This is a genomic window from Enterococcus sp. DIV2402, assembly GCF_017426705.2.
Taxonomy (GTDB): Bacteria; Bacillota; Bacilli; order Lactobacillales; family Enterococcaceae; genus Enterococcus_F; species Enterococcus_F lowellii.
The window spans coordinates 1,724,419-1,742,886 of sequence record NZ_CP147251.1 but is presented as its reverse complement, the minus strand read 5'-3'; the positions used below and the strand labels follow the sequence as shown (position 1 = coordinate 1,742,886).

The 18,468-nt window shown below is 34.6% G+C and carries 19 protein-coding genes and 1 other annotated feature; of the genes, 10 read left to right on the top strand and 9 right to left on the bottom strand.

Going from position 1 to position 18,468, the window contains the following annotated elements:
• Positions 1 to 16: 16 nt before the first annotated feature.
• The 3 genes from DOK78_RS08455 (at position 17) to DOK78_RS08445 (ending at position 2,442) form a co-directional block, all read left to right on the top strand.
• A complete protein-coding gene (locus DOK78_RS08455) occupies positions 17 to 775 on the top strand; it encodes a tyrosine-protein phosphatase (RefSeq protein WP_207940768.1) in 759 nt (252 codons plus the stop codon).
• Positions 776 to 953: 178 nt separating this feature from the next.
• Positions 954 to 1,195: a binding site (T-box leader), on the top strand.
• Between the two features lie 48 nt (positions 1,196 to 1,243).
• On the top strand, positions 1,244 to 2,068 hold the full coding sequence (locus DOK78_RS08450; protein ID WP_207940769.1) for a MetQ/NlpA family ABC transporter substrate-binding protein: 825 nt from the start codon (positions 1,244 to 1,246) through the stop codon (positions 2,066 to 2,068).
• A 191-nt stretch (positions 2,069 to 2,259) separates the two neighbouring features.
• Positions 2,260 to 2,442, top strand: coding sequence for a hypothetical protein (locus DOK78_RS08445; protein ID WP_207940770.1), 183 nt, complete (start codon positions 2,260 to 2,262; stop codon positions 2,440 to 2,442).
• Positions 2,443 to 2,526: 84 nt separating this feature from the next.
• Here the strand turns inward: DOK78_RS08445 and thrC are convergent, their stop codons facing one another.
• A complete protein-coding gene (gene thrC, locus DOK78_RS08440) occupies positions 2,527 to 4,011 on the bottom strand; it encodes a threonine synthase (RefSeq protein WP_207940771.1) in 1,485 nt (494 codons plus the stop codon).
• A gap of 104 nt (positions 4,012 to 4,115) precedes the next feature.
• Positions 4,116 to 5,336 carry a M28 family metallopeptidase gene (locus DOK78_RS08435; RefSeq protein ID WP_207940772.1) on the bottom strand — a complete coding sequence of 407 codons (1,221 nt, stop codon included), beginning with the start codon at positions 5,334 to 5,336 and terminating at the stop codon, positions 4,116 to 4,118.
• 124 nt (positions 5,337 to 5,460) lie between these two features.
• On the opposite strand from DOK78_RS08435, the gene queG reads away from it, so the two are divergent.
• Positions 5,461 to 6,624: a tRNA epoxyqueuosine(34) reductase QueG gene (gene queG, locus DOK78_RS08430; protein WP_207940773.1), complete on the top strand. Its 1,164-nt coding sequence runs from the start codon at positions 5,461 to 5,463 to the stop codon at positions 6,622 to 6,624.
• Here queG and DOK78_RS08425 read toward each other — a convergent pair whose 3' ends face one another.
• On the bottom strand, positions 6,625 to 7,152 hold the full coding sequence (locus DOK78_RS08425; protein ID WP_207940774.1) for an ECF transporter S component: 528 nt from the start codon (positions 7,150 to 7,152) through the stop codon (positions 6,625 to 6,627). It abuts the gene before it with no gap.
• A 119-nt stretch (positions 7,153 to 7,271) separates the two neighbouring features.
• Here DOK78_RS08425 and DOK78_RS08420 point away from each other — a divergent pair, with 119 nt between their 5' ends.
• Both DOK78_RS08420 and DOK78_RS08415 read left to right on the top strand, forming a co-directional pair.
• Positions 7,272 to 8,210: a magnesium transporter CorA family protein gene (locus DOK78_RS08420; RefSeq protein ID WP_207940775.1), complete on the top strand. Its 939-nt coding sequence runs from the start codon at positions 7,272 to 7,274 to the stop codon at positions 8,208 to 8,210.
• Positions 8,211 to 8,277: 67 nt separating this feature from the next.
• Positions 8,278 to 8,508 carry a hypothetical protein gene (locus tag DOK78_RS08415; RefSeq protein ID WP_207940776.1) on the top strand — a complete coding sequence of 77 codons (231 nt, stop codon included), beginning with the start codon at positions 8,278 to 8,280 and terminating at the stop codon, positions 8,506 to 8,508.
• A gap of 38 nt (positions 8,509 to 8,546) precedes the next feature.
• Here the strand turns inward: DOK78_RS08415 and DOK78_RS08410 are convergent, their stop codons facing one another.
• From DOK78_RS08410 to DOK78_RS08395, 4 genes are all read right to left on the bottom strand, one after another.
• The gene (locus DOK78_RS08410; protein ID WP_207940777.1) at positions 8,547 to 9,440 is read right to left on the bottom strand and encodes an SDR family oxidoreductase; all 894 of its coding nucleotides are present in this window, start codon (positions 9,438 to 9,440) and stop codon (positions 8,547 to 8,549) included.
• 132 nt (positions 9,441 to 9,572) lie between these two features.
• Positions 9,573 to 10,241, bottom strand: coding sequence for a hypothetical protein (locus DOK78_RS08405; protein WP_207940778.1), 669 nt, complete (start codon positions 10,239 to 10,241; stop codon positions 9,573 to 9,575).
• The gene (locus DOK78_RS08400) at positions 10,238 to 10,732 is read right to left on the bottom strand and encodes a nucleoside 2-deoxyribosyltransferase (RefSeq protein WP_207940779.1); all 495 of its coding nucleotides are present in this window, start codon (positions 10,730 to 10,732) and stop codon (positions 10,238 to 10,240) included. Before DOK78_RS08400 ends, DOK78_RS08405 begins: the two co-directional genes overlap by 4 nt.
• 27 nt (positions 10,733 to 10,759) lie before the next feature.
• The gene (locus tag DOK78_RS08395) at positions 10,760 to 11,974 is read right to left on the bottom strand and encodes a GNAT family N-acetyltransferase (RefSeq protein WP_207940780.1); all 1,215 of its coding nucleotides are present in this window, start codon (positions 11,972 to 11,974) and stop codon (positions 10,760 to 10,762) included.
• Between the two features lie 142 nt (positions 11,975 to 12,116).
• On the opposite strand from DOK78_RS08395, the gene lepA reads away from it, so the two are divergent.
• Positions 12,117 to 13,949 (top strand): translation elongation factor 4, encoded by a 1,833-nt coding sequence (lepA, locus tag DOK78_RS08390; protein WP_207940781.1) that lies wholly within the window; start codon positions 12,117 to 12,119, stop codon positions 13,947 to 13,949.
• A gap of 508 nt (positions 13,950 to 14,457) precedes the next feature.
• A complete protein-coding gene (locus DOK78_RS08385; RefSeq protein WP_243430500.1) occupies positions 14,458 to 15,054 on the top strand; it encodes a hypothetical protein in 597 nt (198 codons plus the stop codon).
• A gap of 730 nt (positions 15,055 to 15,784) precedes the next feature.
• Here the strand turns inward: DOK78_RS08385 and DOK78_RS08380 are convergent.
• On the bottom strand, positions 15,785 to 15,970 hold the full coding sequence (locus DOK78_RS08380; RefSeq protein ID WP_207940782.1) for a hypothetical protein: 186 nt from the start codon (positions 15,968 to 15,970) through the stop codon (positions 15,785 to 15,787).
• Between the two features lie 132 nt (positions 15,971 to 16,102).
• Here DOK78_RS08380 and DOK78_RS08375 point away from each other — a divergent pair, with 132 nt between their 5' ends.
• Together DOK78_RS08375 and DOK78_RS08370 are read left to right on the top strand one after the other, a co-directional pair.
• The gene (locus DOK78_RS08375) at positions 16,103 to 16,465 is read left to right on the top strand and encodes a TIGR02328 family protein (protein ID WP_207940783.1); all 363 of its coding nucleotides are present in this window, start codon (positions 16,103 to 16,105) and stop codon (positions 16,463 to 16,465) included.
• Between the two features lie 297 nt (positions 16,466 to 16,762).
• Positions 16,763 to 17,020: a hypothetical protein gene (locus DOK78_RS08370; RefSeq protein ID WP_207940784.1), complete on the top strand. Its 258-nt coding sequence runs from the start codon at positions 16,763 to 16,765 to the stop codon at positions 17,018 to 17,020.
• A 47-nt stretch (positions 17,021 to 17,067) separates the two neighbouring features.
• Here the strand turns inward: DOK78_RS08370 and DOK78_RS08365 are convergent, their stop codons facing one another.
• Positions 17,068 to 18,339 carry a dicarboxylate/amino acid:cation symporter gene (locus DOK78_RS08365; RefSeq protein ID WP_207940785.1) on the bottom strand — a complete coding sequence of 424 codons (1,272 nt, stop codon included), beginning with the start codon at positions 18,337 to 18,339 and terminating at the stop codon, positions 17,068 to 17,070.
• Between the last annotated feature and the right edge of the window lie 129 nt (positions 18,340 to 18,468).

Sequence of the window (18,468 nt, the reverse complement as noted above, 5' to 3'; positions counted from 1 at the left end):
TAAAGGAGTGCTTTAAATGGAAACCATTACAAATTTTCGAGATTTAGGTGGCCTAACCAATCGTCAAGGTCAAACTATTTTACCAAAAAAATTATTACGATCAGGTGAATTATCACGTATTTCACCGCATGACCAAGAGCAATTAATCACTGCCTATCAATTGGCGAAAATTGTAGACTTGCGCTCTCTTGAAGAAGTGAGTGAACGACCAGACAAAGTATTTAATAACATAGATTATGTTCATATTGATATTTTCCAAAATATCACTGATGAAGGTGCAAGTTTAGGAGATTTTATTAAAATTGGCTCTGCCGAACGAGCGCGTGAATACATGCATGAAATTTATCATACAATGACGATAAATCCTGGTGCTCAAGTTGGTTTTTCAAAAATGATTGAAGCTGCCTTAAGTGTCTCAGAAAAAAATAGTTTCTTATTTCATTGTTTTGCAGGAAAAGATCGGACAGGTGTATCTGCCGCTTTATTGTTAGAAATATTAGATATCCCCCAATCCATTATTTATCAAGATTATTTAGAAACAAATACCTTACGTGTCAAAGAAAATCAAGAAATTATTCAACTTGCCAAAGACAATGGTGCTTCTAAAGAAGTAACTGATGCGCTAGATGTCGCACTAAATGTTGAGACGGAATTTTTAGATACATTTTATCAGACTGTTGCTAACGAATTTGGCAGTATGGACAATTACTTAACTAATACATTGCATATTTCAAAAAGTATGCAGAAAGATTTACGTACATTATTGCTTGATTGATTTATTGTATAGCTCATACGCCTTTCTCTGATTTCCGAAATAGCTTGAAAGATTATTTGTTTATTCGATAGTCTTTTTTTACGATAACTAAAAGCTATCATAACTCTGAAACCCTTGCTATTTAAACTTATCTCCGTTGACATGTTATTTTTCCTTTGTTATGATTCAAATCAAATCAACAAACACGTTGATAAAGAGAGTAACACCTATCCTTTTTCCAACAGAGAGTCTCGGTAGCTGAGAAGAGATGAAAATGTAGGTGTGAACATGACTTTGGAGTGATTGCGATGACTCATCCATGATAGTCGCAAGCGGATGCTTCCGTTATCAAGCAGAAGTAAGAACCTTTACTTCATGAGTTGCGCGATTGTGAAATGCGCATAAATCAAGGTGGTAACATGTCAGCCGTACATCCTTAGAAGAATGAATTCTTCTAGGGATTTTTTTATTACACAAGGAGGAAATTAAATGAAAAAATCAGTATTAAGTGGGATTGTCGGGTTAGTTGGAACAGTGCTTTTATTATCGGGATGTGGCAATACAAATAAAACTGAAAACACCAATATTCGTGTTGGAACCTCTCCGGGACCTTACAGTGAGTTGTTTTTAGAAGGTATCAAACCAATCTTAGAAAAAGAAGGTTATCAAGTAACTGAAACAGCTTTTGATGCTCTTTTACAAGCAGATGTTGCACTAAATGAAGGTGAAATTGATGTCAATGTGGACCAGCACACAGCTTATCTAGAAAACTTTAATGAAAACAGTGAGGCGAATTTAGTCGGATTGGTCTCTATTCCAACAGTTCCTGCTGGGCTTTTTGGTGGACGCAAAGATAGCTTGAAGCAAGTTGAAGAAGGCGACACAATAGCTATTCCTGAAGATGCATCCAACACTGCTCGAGCATTACTACTATTAGAAAAAGCAGGGTGGATTAAATTGGATGAAACAATTGAACCAGTAGCGGCAACAACCAGCAATATTAAAGAAAACCCCTTAGATTTAGATATTGTTGCTATGGATTCTGCTCAAATTCCTCGAAGCCTGCAAGATATTGATTTTGGCGTAATTCCTGGAAGCATTGTGTATAGTGCTGAAATTCCTGCTGAAAATAGTTTATTAAGCGAAGATATTTTAAAAGAATATGAATTAGTGGTCACTGTGGATAAAAAGAATGCGAATGAACAATGGGCAAAAGATATTGTTGCTGCCTATAAATCTGATGAATTTGCAGATTTTTTAAAAGGAAAAAATCAAGATAATTATTGGTTCATTCCAGCTGATTTACAAAAGTAAGAAGTTTGAGCAATGCACACAGATGTACTCACGATAATTCAACTAAAATTGTCTCTCATTGCTGACATTTAATACTAGCAAAGGAAAATATAAACAGCATTAATTTATGAGTTGAAATGGAAAATAAAGTAGAATTTTAAAAGATTATTCGATACAATAAAACCATCCTAGTAAAGATAGAAGGTTTTTAAATGTCTGCAAAACGTTTTATTCAGTTATTTGTTTGCTACTTTGCTTCAATTGTTGTCGCAATCTTATTGGCAAATGTATTTCCTATTACAAATCAATGGGTATATATGCTGGTCGTTAGTATTATTGGTTATATTGTATTAACTGTGCCACTTACTATCATGACTGTTATGAAGAAAAAATAAATGCAGTTGACGCAAAACAAACTATCCGAACAATAGAGCATAAGAATGATATGCTCTATTGTTCGGATAGTTATTTTTAATTGGTTAATTCACGCCTAAGAGGTCTTCCACGCAAGCTTTCATATCTCCTGCTGCAATGACACGATTATGACGAATCGGCGCATCATTAAGCTCAGTCACTGCTTTTGGAATTGCTACATTGGATAATCCATTTAATTCATGAACTAGTTCAAAGTCATCTTTATCTGTTACCGTGTTCGTTAAAGCTTCAACAACTACACGTGGGAATTTATATGGACTAGCTGTTGAAACAACTAATGCTGGTAAATCAGATTGTGCTTGATATTTTTCTAAAACCCCAGCTGCTACAGCCGTATGCGGATCAATCACGTAATTTGCTGCTTGGTATACTTTTTCAATCGCTTGTTTTGTTTCTTCTTCCGTAGCAAAATCACCGTAAAAATCTGCTAATTTTGCTTTCATTTCTGGCGTTATTTCATATGAACCTGCTGAACTTAATTGGTCCATTAATTCTTTGGTTTTAGTCACATCATCGCCAGTTAGGTGGAAAATCAAACGTTCTAAGTTGCTTGAAATTAAAATATCCATTGATGGTGAAGATGTAACAAAGAATGGACGGTTGCGGTCATAAACACCTGTTTGGAAGAAATCAGTTAACACTTTATTAGGATTTGAGGCACAAATTAATTGATTAAACGGTACACCTAACTGTTTCGCATAATAACCTGCTAAAATATTTCCGAAATTCCCCGTAGGAACAGAAACATTGATTTGATCCCCATTTTTAATTTCTTCAGCTTTCACTAATTGTGCATAGGCATATACATAATAAACAACTTGTGGAATCAAACGGCCAATATTAATTGAATTGGCAGAAGAAAATTGCTTACCGTTTTCTGCTAATTTTTGTTTTAAAGCTTCATCGTTAAACAACGCTTTAACTGTTGATTGCGCATCATCAAAATTGCCATCAATCGCCACCACATACGTATTGTCACCTTTTTGAGTAACCATTTGTTTTTCTTGAATTTTGCTGACACCGTCTCTTGGATAAAAAACAATAATTTTTGTACCAGGAACATCAGCAAAACCAGCCATAGCTGCTTTACCTGTATCACCAGAAGTAGCCGTCAAAATAACGATTTCTGAATCAACGCCATTTTTCTTGGCAGAAGTTGTCATTAAATACGGTAAAATTGATAACGCCATATCTTTAAACGCAATAGTTGAACCGTGAAACAATTCTAAATAATAATCGTTTCCTTTTTTGACAACAGGCGCAATGGCTGCATCATCAAATTTTTCATCATAGGCTGAATGAATACAGTGACGTAATTCTTCTTCTGTAAAATCAGGATAAAATGCGCTCATAATGGTAAAAGCGACTTCTTGGTAACTTTGTTTTGCTAATTCATCAAAATCTAATGTAAGTTTTGGTAGTTCTGTTGGCACGTATAAACCGCCATCTGTCGCTAATCCTTGTAGAATTGCTTGCGAAGCTGATACGATGTTCCCTGCGTCTCGCGTGCTTTTATATAATAAAGTCATACATTGCTCTCCCTTAGAAAAAATTTATTTTAATTATTTTATCATTTTTTAGGAAAATAGACTACATCGAATCAAATTTTTTATGAAAAAGTTTTATTTTCTTTTCATTTCTCTTTTCTTAATAAATAGATATCCAGCTCTTCTTTCATTTTTTCTGAAATCTCTTGTGGAATGGGCATCACTTTTGCATCAATAATTCGTGAAGCAAATGCAATGATAAACGCCACACTTTTATTAAAAGAATCTATACTGAGAAAATCCACTACATCTTTTTTTGAATGAATCACGGGGCCTCCTGGTGCGGCACCTCTAGCAAACGTTAATGCAGGCACACCACCATCTGCAAAAGGAGTCGAATCACTTGGATAGACGCCTTGACTAATTTTAATCCCATGTCCTAATTCGTTCGCTACAAAATCAACATAATGAATCATCGCTTCAGTTGCAGTTGCGCATGCTACGTCATGCCCTAAAACTGCTCCTAACATATCAATATTAATCACTAACCGATAGTCAGATAACTCTTCTTGATGCGCTTTTACATAGGCTGTTGATCCACAAAGCCCACGTTCTTCTGCCCCACACCAGATAAACTTCAAGGTGCGTTTAGGTTTTGTTTTGACAAAATGAGTGAAAAAATCAAAGACTGCCAAAACACCCGTTGCATTGTCATAAACACCTTTTGAATGACGAACTGAATCATAATGAGCAGTAAACGCGATTATTTCCTGACTGTCACCAGGAATGGTTGCCACAATATTATGTGATGTTCGCGTACTTTCTCGACTCGTAATACTCATTTTAACCCTTTGCGGATTCATCCGAACTAGCCGTTCAGCATCACGAATACTCATTGTAACTCCAGGAATTTTTCCCAATTCTTGGAGTTGCGGACGTAAATAGCGCTCTTCAACATCTGTCAGGTCATCGTAACAATCTCCATTAAACGTAATAAAACCAGCGACTTGTGCTTCAATAATTTTTTTATAAGAGGCATAAGTAATGCCGCCATTAAATAAGACAATTTTATCTTTAGCCTGCGCTAAACTAACTGAATCTAAGGCATCAATATAAAGAAACTCTGCTTCTAACTCACCACTGCCAGCCATACCAACACCCGTTACTTCAAATAGTTCATTTGTTGGGGTTAAAATTTCAAATGTCGCAGTCACTTCTTCTGCAAAATCAATTGAAAATGGTTCAATCTCGACTTGCACGCCATATTTCTCCACTTCTTCTTTGATAATAGCCATCGCTTGATATTCTTCTTTTGAGCCAGCAACACGTTCAAAAGATAATTTTTCTAATAAATCAAAATTTTTCATGTGTTTTCCTCCTCATTGTTAGTATACGAAGCAATTTTAGCGTAAACAATGTGTTTTTCAAGGATAGAATCTAACAATTTGTGTTATAGTTAGTGCAGATAATGAACATAATGGAGTGTTTTTGATGTTAACCTTAAAAGAAAAAATTATTGCCGAAAGTAAAAAGATTGGCATTGATAAAATTGGTTTTACAACAGCTGAACCATTTGAATATTTAAAAGACTCTTTAATTGAGCAACGAGAAGCAGGTCATACATCTGGTTTTGAACATCAAGTAATTGATGAACGAATCTATCCCGAAAAAACTTTTGAAAATCCTCAAAGTATCATTGCCATTGCTTTGGCTTATCCTACACGTATTCATGAAGAAGTTCCTCGTGATGAAAAACGTGGTCAATTTGCACGTGCCTCTTGGGGAATTGATTACCATAATATTCTAAAGGATCGTTTGGAACGTTTAATCGAGTACATTAAAACAGAAGCTACTTGCGAACAAGAAGAAGCCCATTGGCGATTTGCACCACAAGTAGATACTGGTGAATTAGTCGACGTTGCGGTTGCCCAACGAGCTGGTTTAGGTTTTATCGGAAAAAATGGTTTATTAATTACAGAAGAATATGGTTCTTTTGTTTATTTAGGAGAGATTATTACTAATATTCAATTTGAACCAGATACACCTGTGCCAAATGGTTGTGGTGATTGTACGCGCTGTATTACAGGTTGCCCTACTGGAGCATTATTAGGTGATGGACGTATGAATGCAAAAAAATGCCTCTCTTATCAAACACAAACAAAAGGGATGATGCCTAAAGAATATCGTCGTAAAATTCGCAACACAATTTACGGTTGTGATATTTGTCAGCTCGTTTGCCCCTATAATAAAGGAAAAGATTTTCATTTCCACAAAGAAATGGAACCTAAACCTGACGAAGTATTTCCAAAATTAACACCTATGCTTTCGATTTCTAATAAACAATTTAAAGCACAATTTGGTCATTTAGCTGGATCATGGCGTGGAAAAAAACCGTTGCAACGCAATGCTTTAATTGCTCTTGCCAATCTTGGTGGTCGTGAAGCTCTTCCAGATATTGTCAAATGTTTAGACGATCAACGTCCTGTTATTCGTGGAACAGCCGTATGGGCAATTGGACAATTAACGCAACGAAATCCTGAACAATACCTGTCACAGTTACAAGCAATGAAAGAAACTGAAGCCGACGAAGAAGTTCTTTTAGAATTAACCGAAACATTAGAATTATTGACAGATACACAAAAAAAGAAGGCGTAGCTATGCCTTCTTTTTTATATGATAAAATAATTGCTGAAAAATTGGTGCTAATAAAAAATAAAACATACCATTGCCTAGCCCATGCAGTAAATCAAAATAAAGTCCTGCAAGATAATACGGCCAAAATTGTGGCATTCCATAGATTTGGACGTCAATCATCGCAATCACCAAACCATATAAAAATCCTGCCAAAACACTAAAAATCACTTGTAAACTGCGCTTTTTACGAAACGTAGGCCAGCGACATAATAATCCCATACATCCAATGACCACACTAAATGAAAGAATTTGCGAAATTGTCCATATCCCCATTCCCATATATAGGTTAGTGATAAGTAACGATAAAACATTTACTACCAATCCCCGTGATACACCTAATTGGTAGGTTAGAATTAAAAAAATAGCTGTCATTGGTTGGATATTAGGAATAAATTGAAATAACATTCGGCCCACCACACAGGCAGCTACAGTCATCGCTAAATACGCAATTTCATAGGTTGAAAAAAAAGTGCTTTGTTCATTTTTCATAGATATATTCCTTTCTCATTCTATTTTTTTAGTATAACGTAGAATCAAAAGCTGTGCATCCTATCTAATAGAAAAAATATGGTATGCTTACAGTAACAAAAACTAAATGAGGTGAGTGGATGTTAGCCTATTATACAATTGATAAAGAACAAGGTTTACAAAAAGGAACGCTCGATAATCATAACTGGTTGATTCTTGACCAAAAAGAACAAGAAACCGTTGAAAAACTTTTAACAGATTTTTCATTACCAGACGATATTTTTATTGGTGCGGATGATTCTGGTGAAGTCTCTCGTATTGAACATTTGAAAGATACCAAGTTAACCAATCCTGTTTCAGTTGTATTATTAAACCTTTCTTCCAAACAACAAAATATCGAAGAACGGATTGAGCCAATTTCTTTTATTCTATCAGATGACTTATTGATTACTTATATTGGCAAGAATAGTCTGTTTATTCAACATTTACTGAAAGATAATCGTTCCTTTTATTCGTTTGAGCAAGTCCTTCTCACCTCTCTTTTAGTAAGTTATCGTCATTTTATTGCTGGTCTAAAAGAATTAAAAACAGAAATTGATGAATTAGACACTGCTGCCCGGCAAACAACCGATAGTAAGCGCTTATTCCAATTAGCTGATGTTGATCGCGCAATTATTTTTATCGATCATACACTTGCTGATCAAAATCAAATGTTAGATAAGCTTTGGAAAGATGAAAAATTACTTGAAAAAGTAAATGATCCAGCTTTAATTCACGATGTCAAGCTACGGCAAAAACAAGCATTAAAGTTAGTCGAAATTTATCATGATTTAATCAATACAATCGGCAGTCTTTTTGCCAGTATGATTGATAACAACTTAAATCATTTGATGAAATATTTAGAATCAGCAGCTTTAGTCTTGACGATTCCTACTGTTATCGCTGGTATTTGGGGAATGAATACAGGCGGTTTACCTTGGGAGAAATCTTCTTTAGGTTTTGGAATTGTCATGCTCTTAACCGTTATTCTAACTATTTTTACTGGTATTTACTTGAAAAATAAGAACTATTTCAAATAAACGAAAACCCTTTCTTTTGTCATCCATCTACTATTTTGTTATGATGAAAGAAAAGGAGGAATTGACTATGACGAACCCTGAAGATAAATTAAAAAAACTAGCAGAAGAACGTAAAGAACATAATCCTTTTGAAAAAATCGATGAACTTGAAAAAGAATATAACTTGGATGAAGAACCTCAATTATCCGAAGAAGAGGAAGTCGATGAACATTTGGACAAAGTTCCAATTGAAGAAGATCCCATTGTAAAACTTGCGATGGCAGAACAACGATTACACAATAATCAAACACCAAAATAAAACGAAGGTCTGACGAGTCAGACCTTCGTTTATTATTTTTATAAATTTATCGCAGTTCCACCAGTTACACCATAGATTTGAGCTGTTACATAACTAGCTTCATTTGAGGCTAAAAAGACATATACTGGAGCTAATTCTACTGGTTGGCCCGCACGCTCTAATAAAGAATCCTGTCCAAACTCAGGTAGTGCACCTGGGAGCTGACCTTCATCTAATTGCAATGGCGTCCAAATTGGGCCAGGGGCAACACCATTAACTCGAATTCCTTTTTTAGCAAATTGGGTTGCTAAATTAACTGTAAAATTGCTGATAGAAGCTTTAGTTGCAGCATAGTCTAATAAGTTATCACTCGGATCAGTCGCTTGCACCGAAGTCGTCGTAATAATTGCTCCTCCTGCAGGCAAATGTGGTTCTGCTTCTTTTACTAAAGCAAACATCGAAATAATGTTGACTGTAAAAGTATCTCTAACTTGTTGAATAGCCAATTCACTAATTGATTTGCGAGCAAATTGTTGCGCAGCATTTAAAACCAACGTGTCTAAACCACCTAATTCTTTCACTGCCTGCTTGACAATTTCATGCGGTGCTTGTTCGTCACGTAAATCATAGGGCAGTAAAACGACTTTTCTTCCTGCTTCTTTGACGTATTTAGCAACTTCATTTGCATCTTTTTCTTCTCCAGGTAAAAAATGAAGTGCAATGTCGGCACCTTCTCTCGCAAATGCAATCGCAACAGCTCGTCCAATACCGGAATCTGCTCCTGTAATTAATACTCGCCGATTTTCTAACCGATTATTTCCCTGGTAACTTTCTTCTCCACAATCAGGTTGAATAACCATGTCTTCTTCTAAGGCTGGAGTGTCTTGATCCTGTTTCGAAAACTTTCCTGAATGGTACATCTTTCTTGGGTCTTTTAAAACTGGTTCTGTCATACCGTGTCTCCTCCTTTTCAATACTACTTCTATTGTAACGAAAAAAGTTTTAACTGCCCATTAATTGTCATGTTCACTTTTTAATCCACAGTAGACAAAATAACCAGTCTTTTAAAAGACTGGCCATTCTTCTTATTTTAGAATCTGAATTTGATACCCTTCAAAATATTTTGCATTTTTACGATACTGATTCCAAGAGAATACGCCCATAATCACTGCGCCAATCGTATTGATTAACAAATCACCCATCGTATCAGACAAAGCAGCACGTCCGACAAATTCCACGCCATCAATTGTCATGTAACGTTGTAAATTCATATTCCCCACTGCGTCCCATGACCATTCCCAGAATTCCCAAAAAATGCCACATACACCAGCAAATGAAAAACCAAATAATAAGAAAACCCATGGTGAAATATCACTCACTTCATTATCCAGACTACCTAATAATGTGCAGACGATTCCATAACCAACTGCTGTTAAAATCATTGGGCTAGTCATATGCAAAATTTTATCCCAAAATGGAACAATATCCATCATATGCAAACAAGTTCCCACAAAGACTGAAATTAATAAAAAGAACCAGTAAAAATAAACAATTGATGGTGGAAAAACTATTTTGAAAAATCTTTTTAAAAACTGCGGACCGTAAATTAATCCAATTCCCATGAGACATTCCATAATAGTAATTAAGGCAGCTAGCGGTGGAACAATACCTAAAACCAACTCGCCAATATTAAATGCCAACGTAAGCAAACCAACAACTAACAATCCTCGTCTTAATTTAGTTTCAAATGTCATTGGGATACCTCACTATTTTCTATATATGCAGCCAAACCTTTTAACAGTGCTTCTTCAGTCGAATAAATTTCACCATTTAGTTTAATCAATCCTACAGTATATAAATTTAAGTAATGAAACTGATTTTCTCCTGCTGTTTGTAACGCAGCTAATTTTTTAGGATGTTCACCGCCCTGTTGTCGAGTGTCTGTGTACAATCCTAAAATAGGAATATTTTTTGCATAGGCAACTCCAATCTCTGAAGCCACTCCCGCATCAATTGTAATACCATCTAATAAAGCAATCATCAACTGACTCTCTAAAACTTTTTCGGTATCCGCTAAGGCAATCATTTTACTATCTGCATAAGCTGTTTTATCATTAATTGCTTCATTTTCTTGAGGCAAATAGATAGCAACTTCAGGATAGCTGTCTCGAATTGTTTTTACTAAATACGTATTATAGACTAAATCACTTTTCGCAAACATTGGTGCTGCAAAATAAATATTCATCATTTTTCCTCCAAAATTGTCATTTTTTTAAAAATCATCACTGAAATACGCCGCCATATCAGGGATGATGCGTTCTAACGTTCGTAACGTTTCTTTATCCGTCTCAATCCGTTCAATGCGAGCCAAGTAAGCAGCGCGACGGTAATTCATTAATAAGCAAGTCAATGTTTGAATATCGAGATAAACCGGCTCTCCCACAGCTTCTCTGACTACCTGCAACTGTTCGTTTTCCCATATTAAACCAAAGATACCATTATTCCATTGAGCTAACGGATCGCTGACCACAAAATGGAAGTTTTTTCTGAAAGGTTTGAAAGGAAACACCTTTAGAAATTCTTCAACATCAACAATTCTTGCCATAAAATAAGGTTCAATCGTCTCACGGATTTGACCGTCTTCTAATAAGAAAGCTAGAGGCTCATTTTTATAGATGTTCCCTTGAATCCAATAAACCATTGAAAAATGCGCCGTGATAAAATTCCATAAACCATTCCGAGCTTCTTGATTCAAATAAAACATTTCTTTAATGTGAAAGACTTCCTCGGCAATCCAATAGAACAAAACACCTTTAGGTTCACCATCTACACCATAATAAATCGCTGCTGTGCGCTGTTCTTCATTCTCATAACGCCAATATTCTTCCCAATTAAATTTTGTCCGTTGTAAGGCACCATGATTTTCTTTCGCAAATTGATTGTATACTTTATAAACATCTTCGTGATCGACTTCTTGACGTTCTACCATGCCAGGTACATCCACTGTTTTAGGCAATTGCGTGTCTCGGATTTTAAACGTCAATTTATCTGACATGATTTCCCATCCTTTACGACGATAATAAGGAATGCTATACGGATATAAATAGGAAATCCATTGTTGATTTGCACGCATATTCTCTAAGGATACCCGAATTAATTCATTCATCAATCCATGACCAGCATACTCAGGATAGGTCCCCACACCGGTCACGCCTCCCATTTTATAAAGCGTCCCATGAATATTTACTTCACAAGGGTAAATCGCTATTTGCGAAACTAATTGCTCGTTATTAAACCATCCAAATACCTTTGACAACTCCAAGATTGGTTTTTTCGATTTAATCATTTCTCGTTTATTTTCAAAGCCACTTTCTTCAATGTCTGATTTTGTCACTTGAAAGACATAACTCAGTAATTCATTAAATTGCGCCACGTCTTTTTCTTCGACAGGGCGAATCCGTAAATTATGATTGAAAGGTTTATCCATAATTCCAACTCCATCTCTTGTTTTTTATAGTATAACAAACTCAAAGAAATTTTGTCTGTTTAAGGTATAACAAAACTCTTTAAATCTATTACTTTCGTTGGTATAATATAAAAGCTGACTATAAGAAATGAGGAATTTATCCATGCATAATTTAGAAGAAATGAAAAAGCGTCAAAAAAAGATTCGTAATTTTTCCATTATCGCACATATTGACCACGGAAAATCGACTTTAGCTGACCGTATTTTAGAAAAAACGAATACTGTAAGTTCACGCGAAATGCAAGCGCAACTCCTTGATTCCATGGATTTAGAAAGAGAACGTGGAATTACAATTAAGTTGAATGCTGTTGAGTTAAACTTCACTTCCAAAGATGGTGAAACGTATATTTTTCACTTAATTGATACGCCAGGACACGTCGATTTCACCTATGAAGTATCAAGAAGTTTAGCTGCCTGTGAAGGAGCTGTCTTAGTCGTTGATGCCGCACAAGGAATTGAAGCACAAACCCTAGCAAATGTTTATTTAGCTTTAGATAACGATTTAGAAATCTTACCTGTTATTAACAAAATTGATTTACCGGCTGCTGATCCAGAACGTGTCCGTAAAGAAATTGAAGATGTTATCGGTATCGATGCTAGTGAAGCAGTCTTAGCTAGTGCAAAAGCAGGCATTGGTATAGAAGATATTTTAGAACAAATTGTTGAATATGTTCCCCAACCACAAGGCGATTTGGAAGCACCGCTAAAAGCATTAATCTTTGATTCGGTTTACGATGCTTACCGTGGAGTTGTTTTGAACATTCGTGTGATGGATGGTGTCATTCGTCCAGGTGATAAAATTAAAATGATGAGCAATGGTAAAACATTTGATGTAACTGAAGTTGGTGTTTTCTCACCAAAAGCCATTCAACGTGATTATTTAATGGTCGGTGATGTTGGTTATGTTACAGCAGCAATTAAAACGGTCCAAGACACACGTGTAGGTGACACAATTACTTTAGCTAATAATCCAGCAACAGAAGCCCTTGAAGGCTATCGTCAAATGAATCCTATGGTTTATTGTGGTCTTTACCCTATCGATACTTCTCGTTACAATGATTTACGTGAAGCTTTAGAAAAACTACAATTAAATGATGCCGCATTACAATTCGAACCAGAGACATCTCAAGCGTTAGGCTTTGGTTTCCGCTGCGGATTTTTAGGATTATTGCATATGGATGTTATCCAAGAACGTTTAGAACGTGAATTCAACTTAGAATTAATCACAACTGCTCCTTCGGTAATTTATCATGTAAATAAAACAGATGGCTCTACCGTCATTGTCGATAACCCTGCGGAATTTCCAGAACCAGTAACCATTGACAGCGTTGAAGAACCCTATGTCAAAGCACAAATTATGGTCCCTAATGATTATGTAGGTGCAGTAATGGAATTAGCACAACGCAAGCGTGGCGATTTTGTAACCATGGATTATTTAGACGATTATCGTGTAAATGTTATTTACGAAATTCCTTTATCAGAGATCGTTTTTGATTTCTTTGATAAACTAAAATCAAGTACAAAAGGTTACGCTTCTTTAGATTATGAAATGTCAGGTTATCGCGCAAGTCGTCTTGTGAAGATGGATATTTTATTAAATAGCGAAAAAGTGGATGCTCTAAGCTTCATCGTCCATCGTGATTTTGCCTTTGAACGCGGGAAAGCTATCGTTGAGAAGTTGAAAAAACTGATCCCTCGCCAACAGTTTGAAGTTCCGGTCCAAGCAGCCATTGGACAAAAAATTGTTGCTCGCTCAGATATTAAAGCCCTACGTAAAAACGTTTTGGCAAAATGTTACGGCGGTGACGTTTCTCGTAAGCGTAAATTACTTGAGAAACAAAAAGAAGGTAAAAAACGAATGAAACAAATCGGTTCAGTCGAAGTTCCACAGGACGCCTTCATGGCAGTTCTTAAAATGGATGATGATGTGAAGTAGATACATCAAGGGTTTAGCAAAATTGCTAAATCCTTTTTTCTTTATTCTTCCCCCATTTTTTCAATTGGGGGAAAATAATCTTTTAATTTAATCTTTTGTTCGCCTTAAAAACAGAGCTAATGATCGTACCGTGTTTATGTAATATATGCTAAGGTGATAATCAATGGAGCTAAATGATGATAATAAAATAATTGTTTAAATTCATGAGTGTCTCTTAATAAAAAGGTGTGCTTTTATATACTATCTAAAATGGTATAGGAATAATACATAGCCAAAGTAAGATTATATCCAAAAATAAAAAAAACAAAAATAAAAAAATAAAATTTACATATATCTAATAAAAACCTTTATAAAAAGCCATTAAAAAATTTTAATGATATAAAAAAAATATATTAAATAACAAAAAAATTAACGTTCAGGCATAAATTCACTACGTTTATGATCAAAATGGTTTTGCCATAATTTTTTATGGTATAAATTATTTATCAATTTAGGGAGGTTTTTTATTTTGAAGAAATTATTAATTTTAAGTGTATCTTTACTAACATTAGGCAGCACAATTCTACCAGGAACATTAGGGGCTGTAGCTTATGCTGATGAAAGCATTTCTGTGTCAAAAGATTGTGGACAAAATATCTCGAATTTCGATTATAGTCCAAAGCAATTATCAGAAGAAGCTGTTGAAGTTTTGACTAATGAGTTAGCGTCTAAATATCCTACACTATCTAGAGAATATTTGCGTGAAGGCATCTATAAACAAATGAGAGGTGACTATTCCCTTGAACCAATACAGGAAAAAGGAATGTTAGCTGCAAGGTCAAGTTGGCAAGGAATTACTGTTAATCAAATGGGTGCTGCGATTGATACTGCTATAGCCGTAGCTCTAGGTGTAGGTACAGGTGGCTTAGCGACTGCTTTAGCAACAGTCGGCAAACACGAAGCAAAAAATGCAATTAGAGTAGCAGCAGGCAAATTTTTTGGTAGTTGGTTCTTAAATAGTGTAGCATTTGACTATGCAATGAATTTACTATCACCAGGAACTTATATTGCACAAAAATGGGATCAACAAGACAAGGTACCTAACAATGGGAGAATCAATTTTTAATGAAATCTAATTTTTTAAAAGAACTACTAAAGTTAATTTTAATAGTAGCTGCGGGTCTATTAATTTCTTTTACATTGTCGAAGATTACAGGAATGCAATTTCGATGGTGGATAACTGTAGGAATTTTCACAGGAGGCTATATTGGGAGCCAGTTAGTTAAGAAAAGAAAAATAAGATAATAAAAAACGGAGTAACCGATAATGCGATTACTCCGTTTTACTCTACTTAGTGCTTTATCAAACTACTGCGACATAACTATCGCGACTGCTATACGATTTGTAACAACCAGTAGATATATCAAAGGCTTAGCAAAATTGCTAAACCTTTTTTTCTTTATTCTTCCCCATTCTTTCAATTGGGAGAAATATAGAATAGGGAGTATATTCCGTTAATTTTTTAGAATAATAATCCCCTTATGAATCTTTTCTTACTATTTGAAATATTTCTATATCTGAATTTTTGACAATTTCAACGTTAATAGATCTAGATAAACAAAAATTTTGCATATTAGATTTTTCATTATTAAAAAAGGATTCACTAATTATTTGAGCGCTTTAAAGATTTGAGTTCAAAACGTTTTTTTAATCATTCAACAAAACCATTGATGTTTTAATCTTTATCCCCCCTACTACAAATTCTGGCAACGATGGTTCGAATCCGTTAAGGAGAATAATGAAAAGAGCTTATGTTTTAGTAAGACACGCTTAATTTTCTAGATATTTTTGTTTAGTTATAGTTCATTCTTCTTTTTTCCAGAATAATATTCATAATAAAAGAAGATACCAATCATTAAAGCAAGCACTGCAAGCATGACTATTAATGGATGTGGCGCATGATAAAATAGTTCACTATATATTTGATTTGTCACTAATAAAAGAAAAGAAAATATAATCCATAATGTACCTGAAATAAGCATAATAAACTCTCCTTTACACTAAAAATTAACATCTGTTTTACAATTAATTATATCATATGCCAAATTATGTTTTACAAAAATGCTTGAAATGATATTATAAAAAGATAAACTTATATGATGAGGTGTGATATTGTGAGATTATGGCATGAAGATTTGATTTCTCGTTTGCCTAGACAACAATTATTAGGTCAACACAGAGAATGTTGTGCATTAAGAGGTAAAGGTTGGGGAAAAAGACATGCTACGGTTAACTATGTTTTTGACTACTCACCCTATAAATTATATCAATACCATCAACTAGTTATGGATGAAATGGTTCGCAGAGATTATCGTCCCACAGATTTATGGCGTAATCCTCTTTACAGAGGATTAAAATGTGCGCCTTATAAATCTTTGGACGTTGAAACACTATCCAAACCAATTTATATTGAACACAATCAAAATTATCTAACAGAATGTTTAGATAATTTAAAGTCTAAAAACATCGAGATATAAAAATTTGTCCAATTTGTTATTTACAATTACATTTTAAGTAAACATTTTTTATGAAATATGTTGAACTATATTTTGTTAGCTGATTGTTTGCAAGATTTTTTAACTAAATGAATAACACATAAAAACCTTATATTTTGTTATTTTATTTTTCTAATAATTTTTTTATATACAAAACAAAGTTATATAAATAGCCCCTTTATTGGATTTAAAGATTAAAATTGTATAAAATTACTATGTATCATTTGTAATATTTAGAATTTTGAGCTATCGTATATAAATAAAATAGGAGGTCCTGCAATGAAAGTTGATCGTCTTGAATTTAAAAAAGTAGTTAACGATGCTGCTCACCTTCGCTTTAACTACAGCCAAATGCGTATAGCTGATGATAGTGCCGACATTCGGGAAGATGAAATCGAATATTTAATCGACAATAATATTCATCATCGCGTGATGGAAAACTCAAAACGCAGCCTCTTTGGTGACAAAGTGAATATTAATTCTACTGTAGAAAAAGACTACTTACTTCTTAAAAAATATACTGAATATTTTCGCTGAGCTAAAAAGAAAGGCAATGAATAATTTCTTATTCATTGCCTTTCTTTTTATTCTTCCACTTTACCAATAGAAACGGTTTTCTTATTGTTATAAACATCTTTGTCCAAAGCATCCACACTGTTTGCAACCAATAAAGAAACAAATACATCATTATTTACATTTAAGAATGTTCTAAACATTCCTGCAAACCAATCGACACCGATTAACAAAGCAATTGATTCCAATGGTAAGCCTAAAGATGTTGCTAAAAATGTCGCAACAACAGCTGCACTTCCAGGAACAGTGATTGTTCCTAAAGTTAACATAATTGATAAACCAATACCGATTAACAATTTCAAGAGTGGTAACTCGATGCCTGCACTTTGTTGCATAAATAAAATCATGACAACATAACACATAGCCGCTCCTGCGCTTCCCATGGTCATTCCGACACTCATGGTAAAATTAGCTACATCACGACGCACACCGAATTTCTCTACACAGTCTTTTAATGCTGTAGGAAAAGTAATTGCTGAACTTGTTGTGGTCAATGCAACAATTGACATATCCATAAATTTCTTTGGAAGAAGCATTGGATTTAGTTGGCAACGTACAGCAACCACAGCCGACATAATCAGCATCATTAATAAGACACCAATTAATAAAATTCCTAAATACTTAATCATTGGGAATATAATTTGTAATCCAGTTGTTCCCGCTACATTTGCTAATAAACAAAATACACCGATTGGCGCAACTTTCATCGCTAACTGAATGATATTCAAAACAATCGTATGGACTTCTTTCACACCATCTAAAACTAAGGTATTGCCAGTTTTTTTCACAAGCATATTTAAACCTGCTCCAAAAAAGACAGAAAAGATAATAATTGGAATCATATCTGCGGATGCCATTGACTGAAAAATATTTGTTGAAACAAAATTCGTTACAGTTTCTTGAAAACCTAATGCTTCAGGAACTTCAACTGTTAAACTTTCAGCTGTCATCATTCCTTTACCTGGTTGGATGATTGTCGCCAATAGATAGCCTAATGTCGATGCAACCACTGTGAAAAATAAAATCCATTTAAAGGTATTGACCCCCATCTTCACTCCAAAGGTACTGTCTTCTTTTTGGCGAGCCATTTCGCCAATCGCCGAGATGACCGAAGCCATAACTAAGACAACAATGGACATTTGAATTAAACGGATAAATATATCTCCTATAAATTTTAAATTACCTGCCCATTCACCAACAACTGTTCCAAATACCATACCGCCAATTAACGCAATAACCATTTGCGTTGTGGTCGACTTTTTTATAAATGATAATACTTTCATAAACCCCACACTCCTATTTTTTTATTAAGCATATTATAACTAATTTCCTTGTGTAAAGAATTGGTCATCAAGTATGAGAATAATTCTCTATTTGTCTATTTTAACTAAAAAAAACCAAAAGAAAAGGGT

What these genes read in the sequence shown, in the direction of transcription:
- queG (WP_207940773.1), top strand. Translation starts at nt 5,461, where the DNA reads ATGTTAACCTTAAAAGAAAAAATTATTGCCGAAAGTAAAAAGATTGGC.
- DOK78_RS08365 (WP_207940785.1), bottom strand. Translation starts at nt 18,339, where the DNA reads ATGAAAGTATTATCATTTATAAAAAAGTCGACCACAACGCAAATGGTT.
- DOK78_RS08450 (WP_207940769.1), top strand. Translation starts at nt 1,244, where the DNA reads ATGAAAAAATCAGTATTAAGTGGGATTGTCGGGTTAGTTGGAACAGTG.
- DOK78_RS08445 (WP_207940770.1), top strand. Translation starts at nt 2,260, where the DNA reads ATGTCTGCAAAACGTTTTATTCAGTTATTTGTTTGCTACTTTGCTTCA.
- DOK78_RS08370 (WP_207940784.1), top strand. Translation starts at nt 16,763, where the DNA reads ATGAAAGTTGATCGTCTTGAATTTAAAAAAGTAGTTAACGATGCTGCT.
- DOK78_RS08415 (WP_207940776.1), top strand. Translation starts at nt 8,278, where the DNA reads ATGACGAACCCTGAAGATAAATTAAAAAAACTAGCAGAAGAACGTAAA.
- DOK78_RS08410 (WP_207940777.1), bottom strand. Translation starts at nt 9,440, where the DNA reads ATGACAGAACCAGTTTTAAAAGACCCAAGAAAGATGTACCATTCAGGA.
- DOK78_RS08405 (WP_207940778.1), bottom strand. Translation starts at nt 10,241, where the DNA reads ATGACATTTGAAACTAAATTAAGACGAGGATTGTTAGTTGTTGGTTTG.
- DOK78_RS08425 (WP_207940774.1), bottom strand. Translation starts at nt 7,152, where the DNA reads ATGAAAAATGAACAAAGCACTTTTTTTTCAACCTATGAAATTGCGTAT.
- DOK78_RS08420 (WP_207940775.1), top strand. Translation starts at nt 7,272, where the DNA reads ATGTTAGCCTATTATACAATTGATAAAGAACAAGGTTTACAAAAAGGA.
- DOK78_RS08400 (WP_207940779.1), bottom strand. Translation starts at nt 10,732, where the DNA reads ATGAATATTTATTTTGCAGCACCAATGTTTGCGAAAAGTGATTTAGTC.
- DOK78_RS08395 (WP_207940780.1), bottom strand. Translation starts at nt 11,974, where the DNA reads ATGGATAAACCTTTCAATCATAATTTACGGATTCGCCCTGTCGAAGAA.
- DOK78_RS08380 (WP_207940782.1), bottom strand. Translation starts at nt 15,970, where the DNA reads ATGCTTATTTCAGGTACATTATGGATTATATTTTCTTTTCTTTTATTA.
- thrC (WP_207940771.1), bottom strand. Translation starts at nt 4,011, where the DNA reads ATGACTTTATTATATAAAAGCACGCGAGACGCAGGGAACATCGTATCA.
- DOK78_RS08455 (WP_207940768.1), top strand. Translation starts at nt 17, where the DNA reads ATGGAAACCATTACAAATTTTCGAGATTTAGGTGGCCTAACCAATCGT.
- lepA (WP_207940781.1), top strand. Translation starts at nt 12,117, where the DNA reads ATGCATAATTTAGAAGAAATGAAAAAGCGTCAAAAAAAGATTCGTAAT.
- DOK78_RS08435 (WP_207940772.1), bottom strand. Translation starts at nt 5,336, where the DNA reads ATGAAAAATTTTGATTTATTAGAAAAATTATCTTTTGAACGTGTTGCT.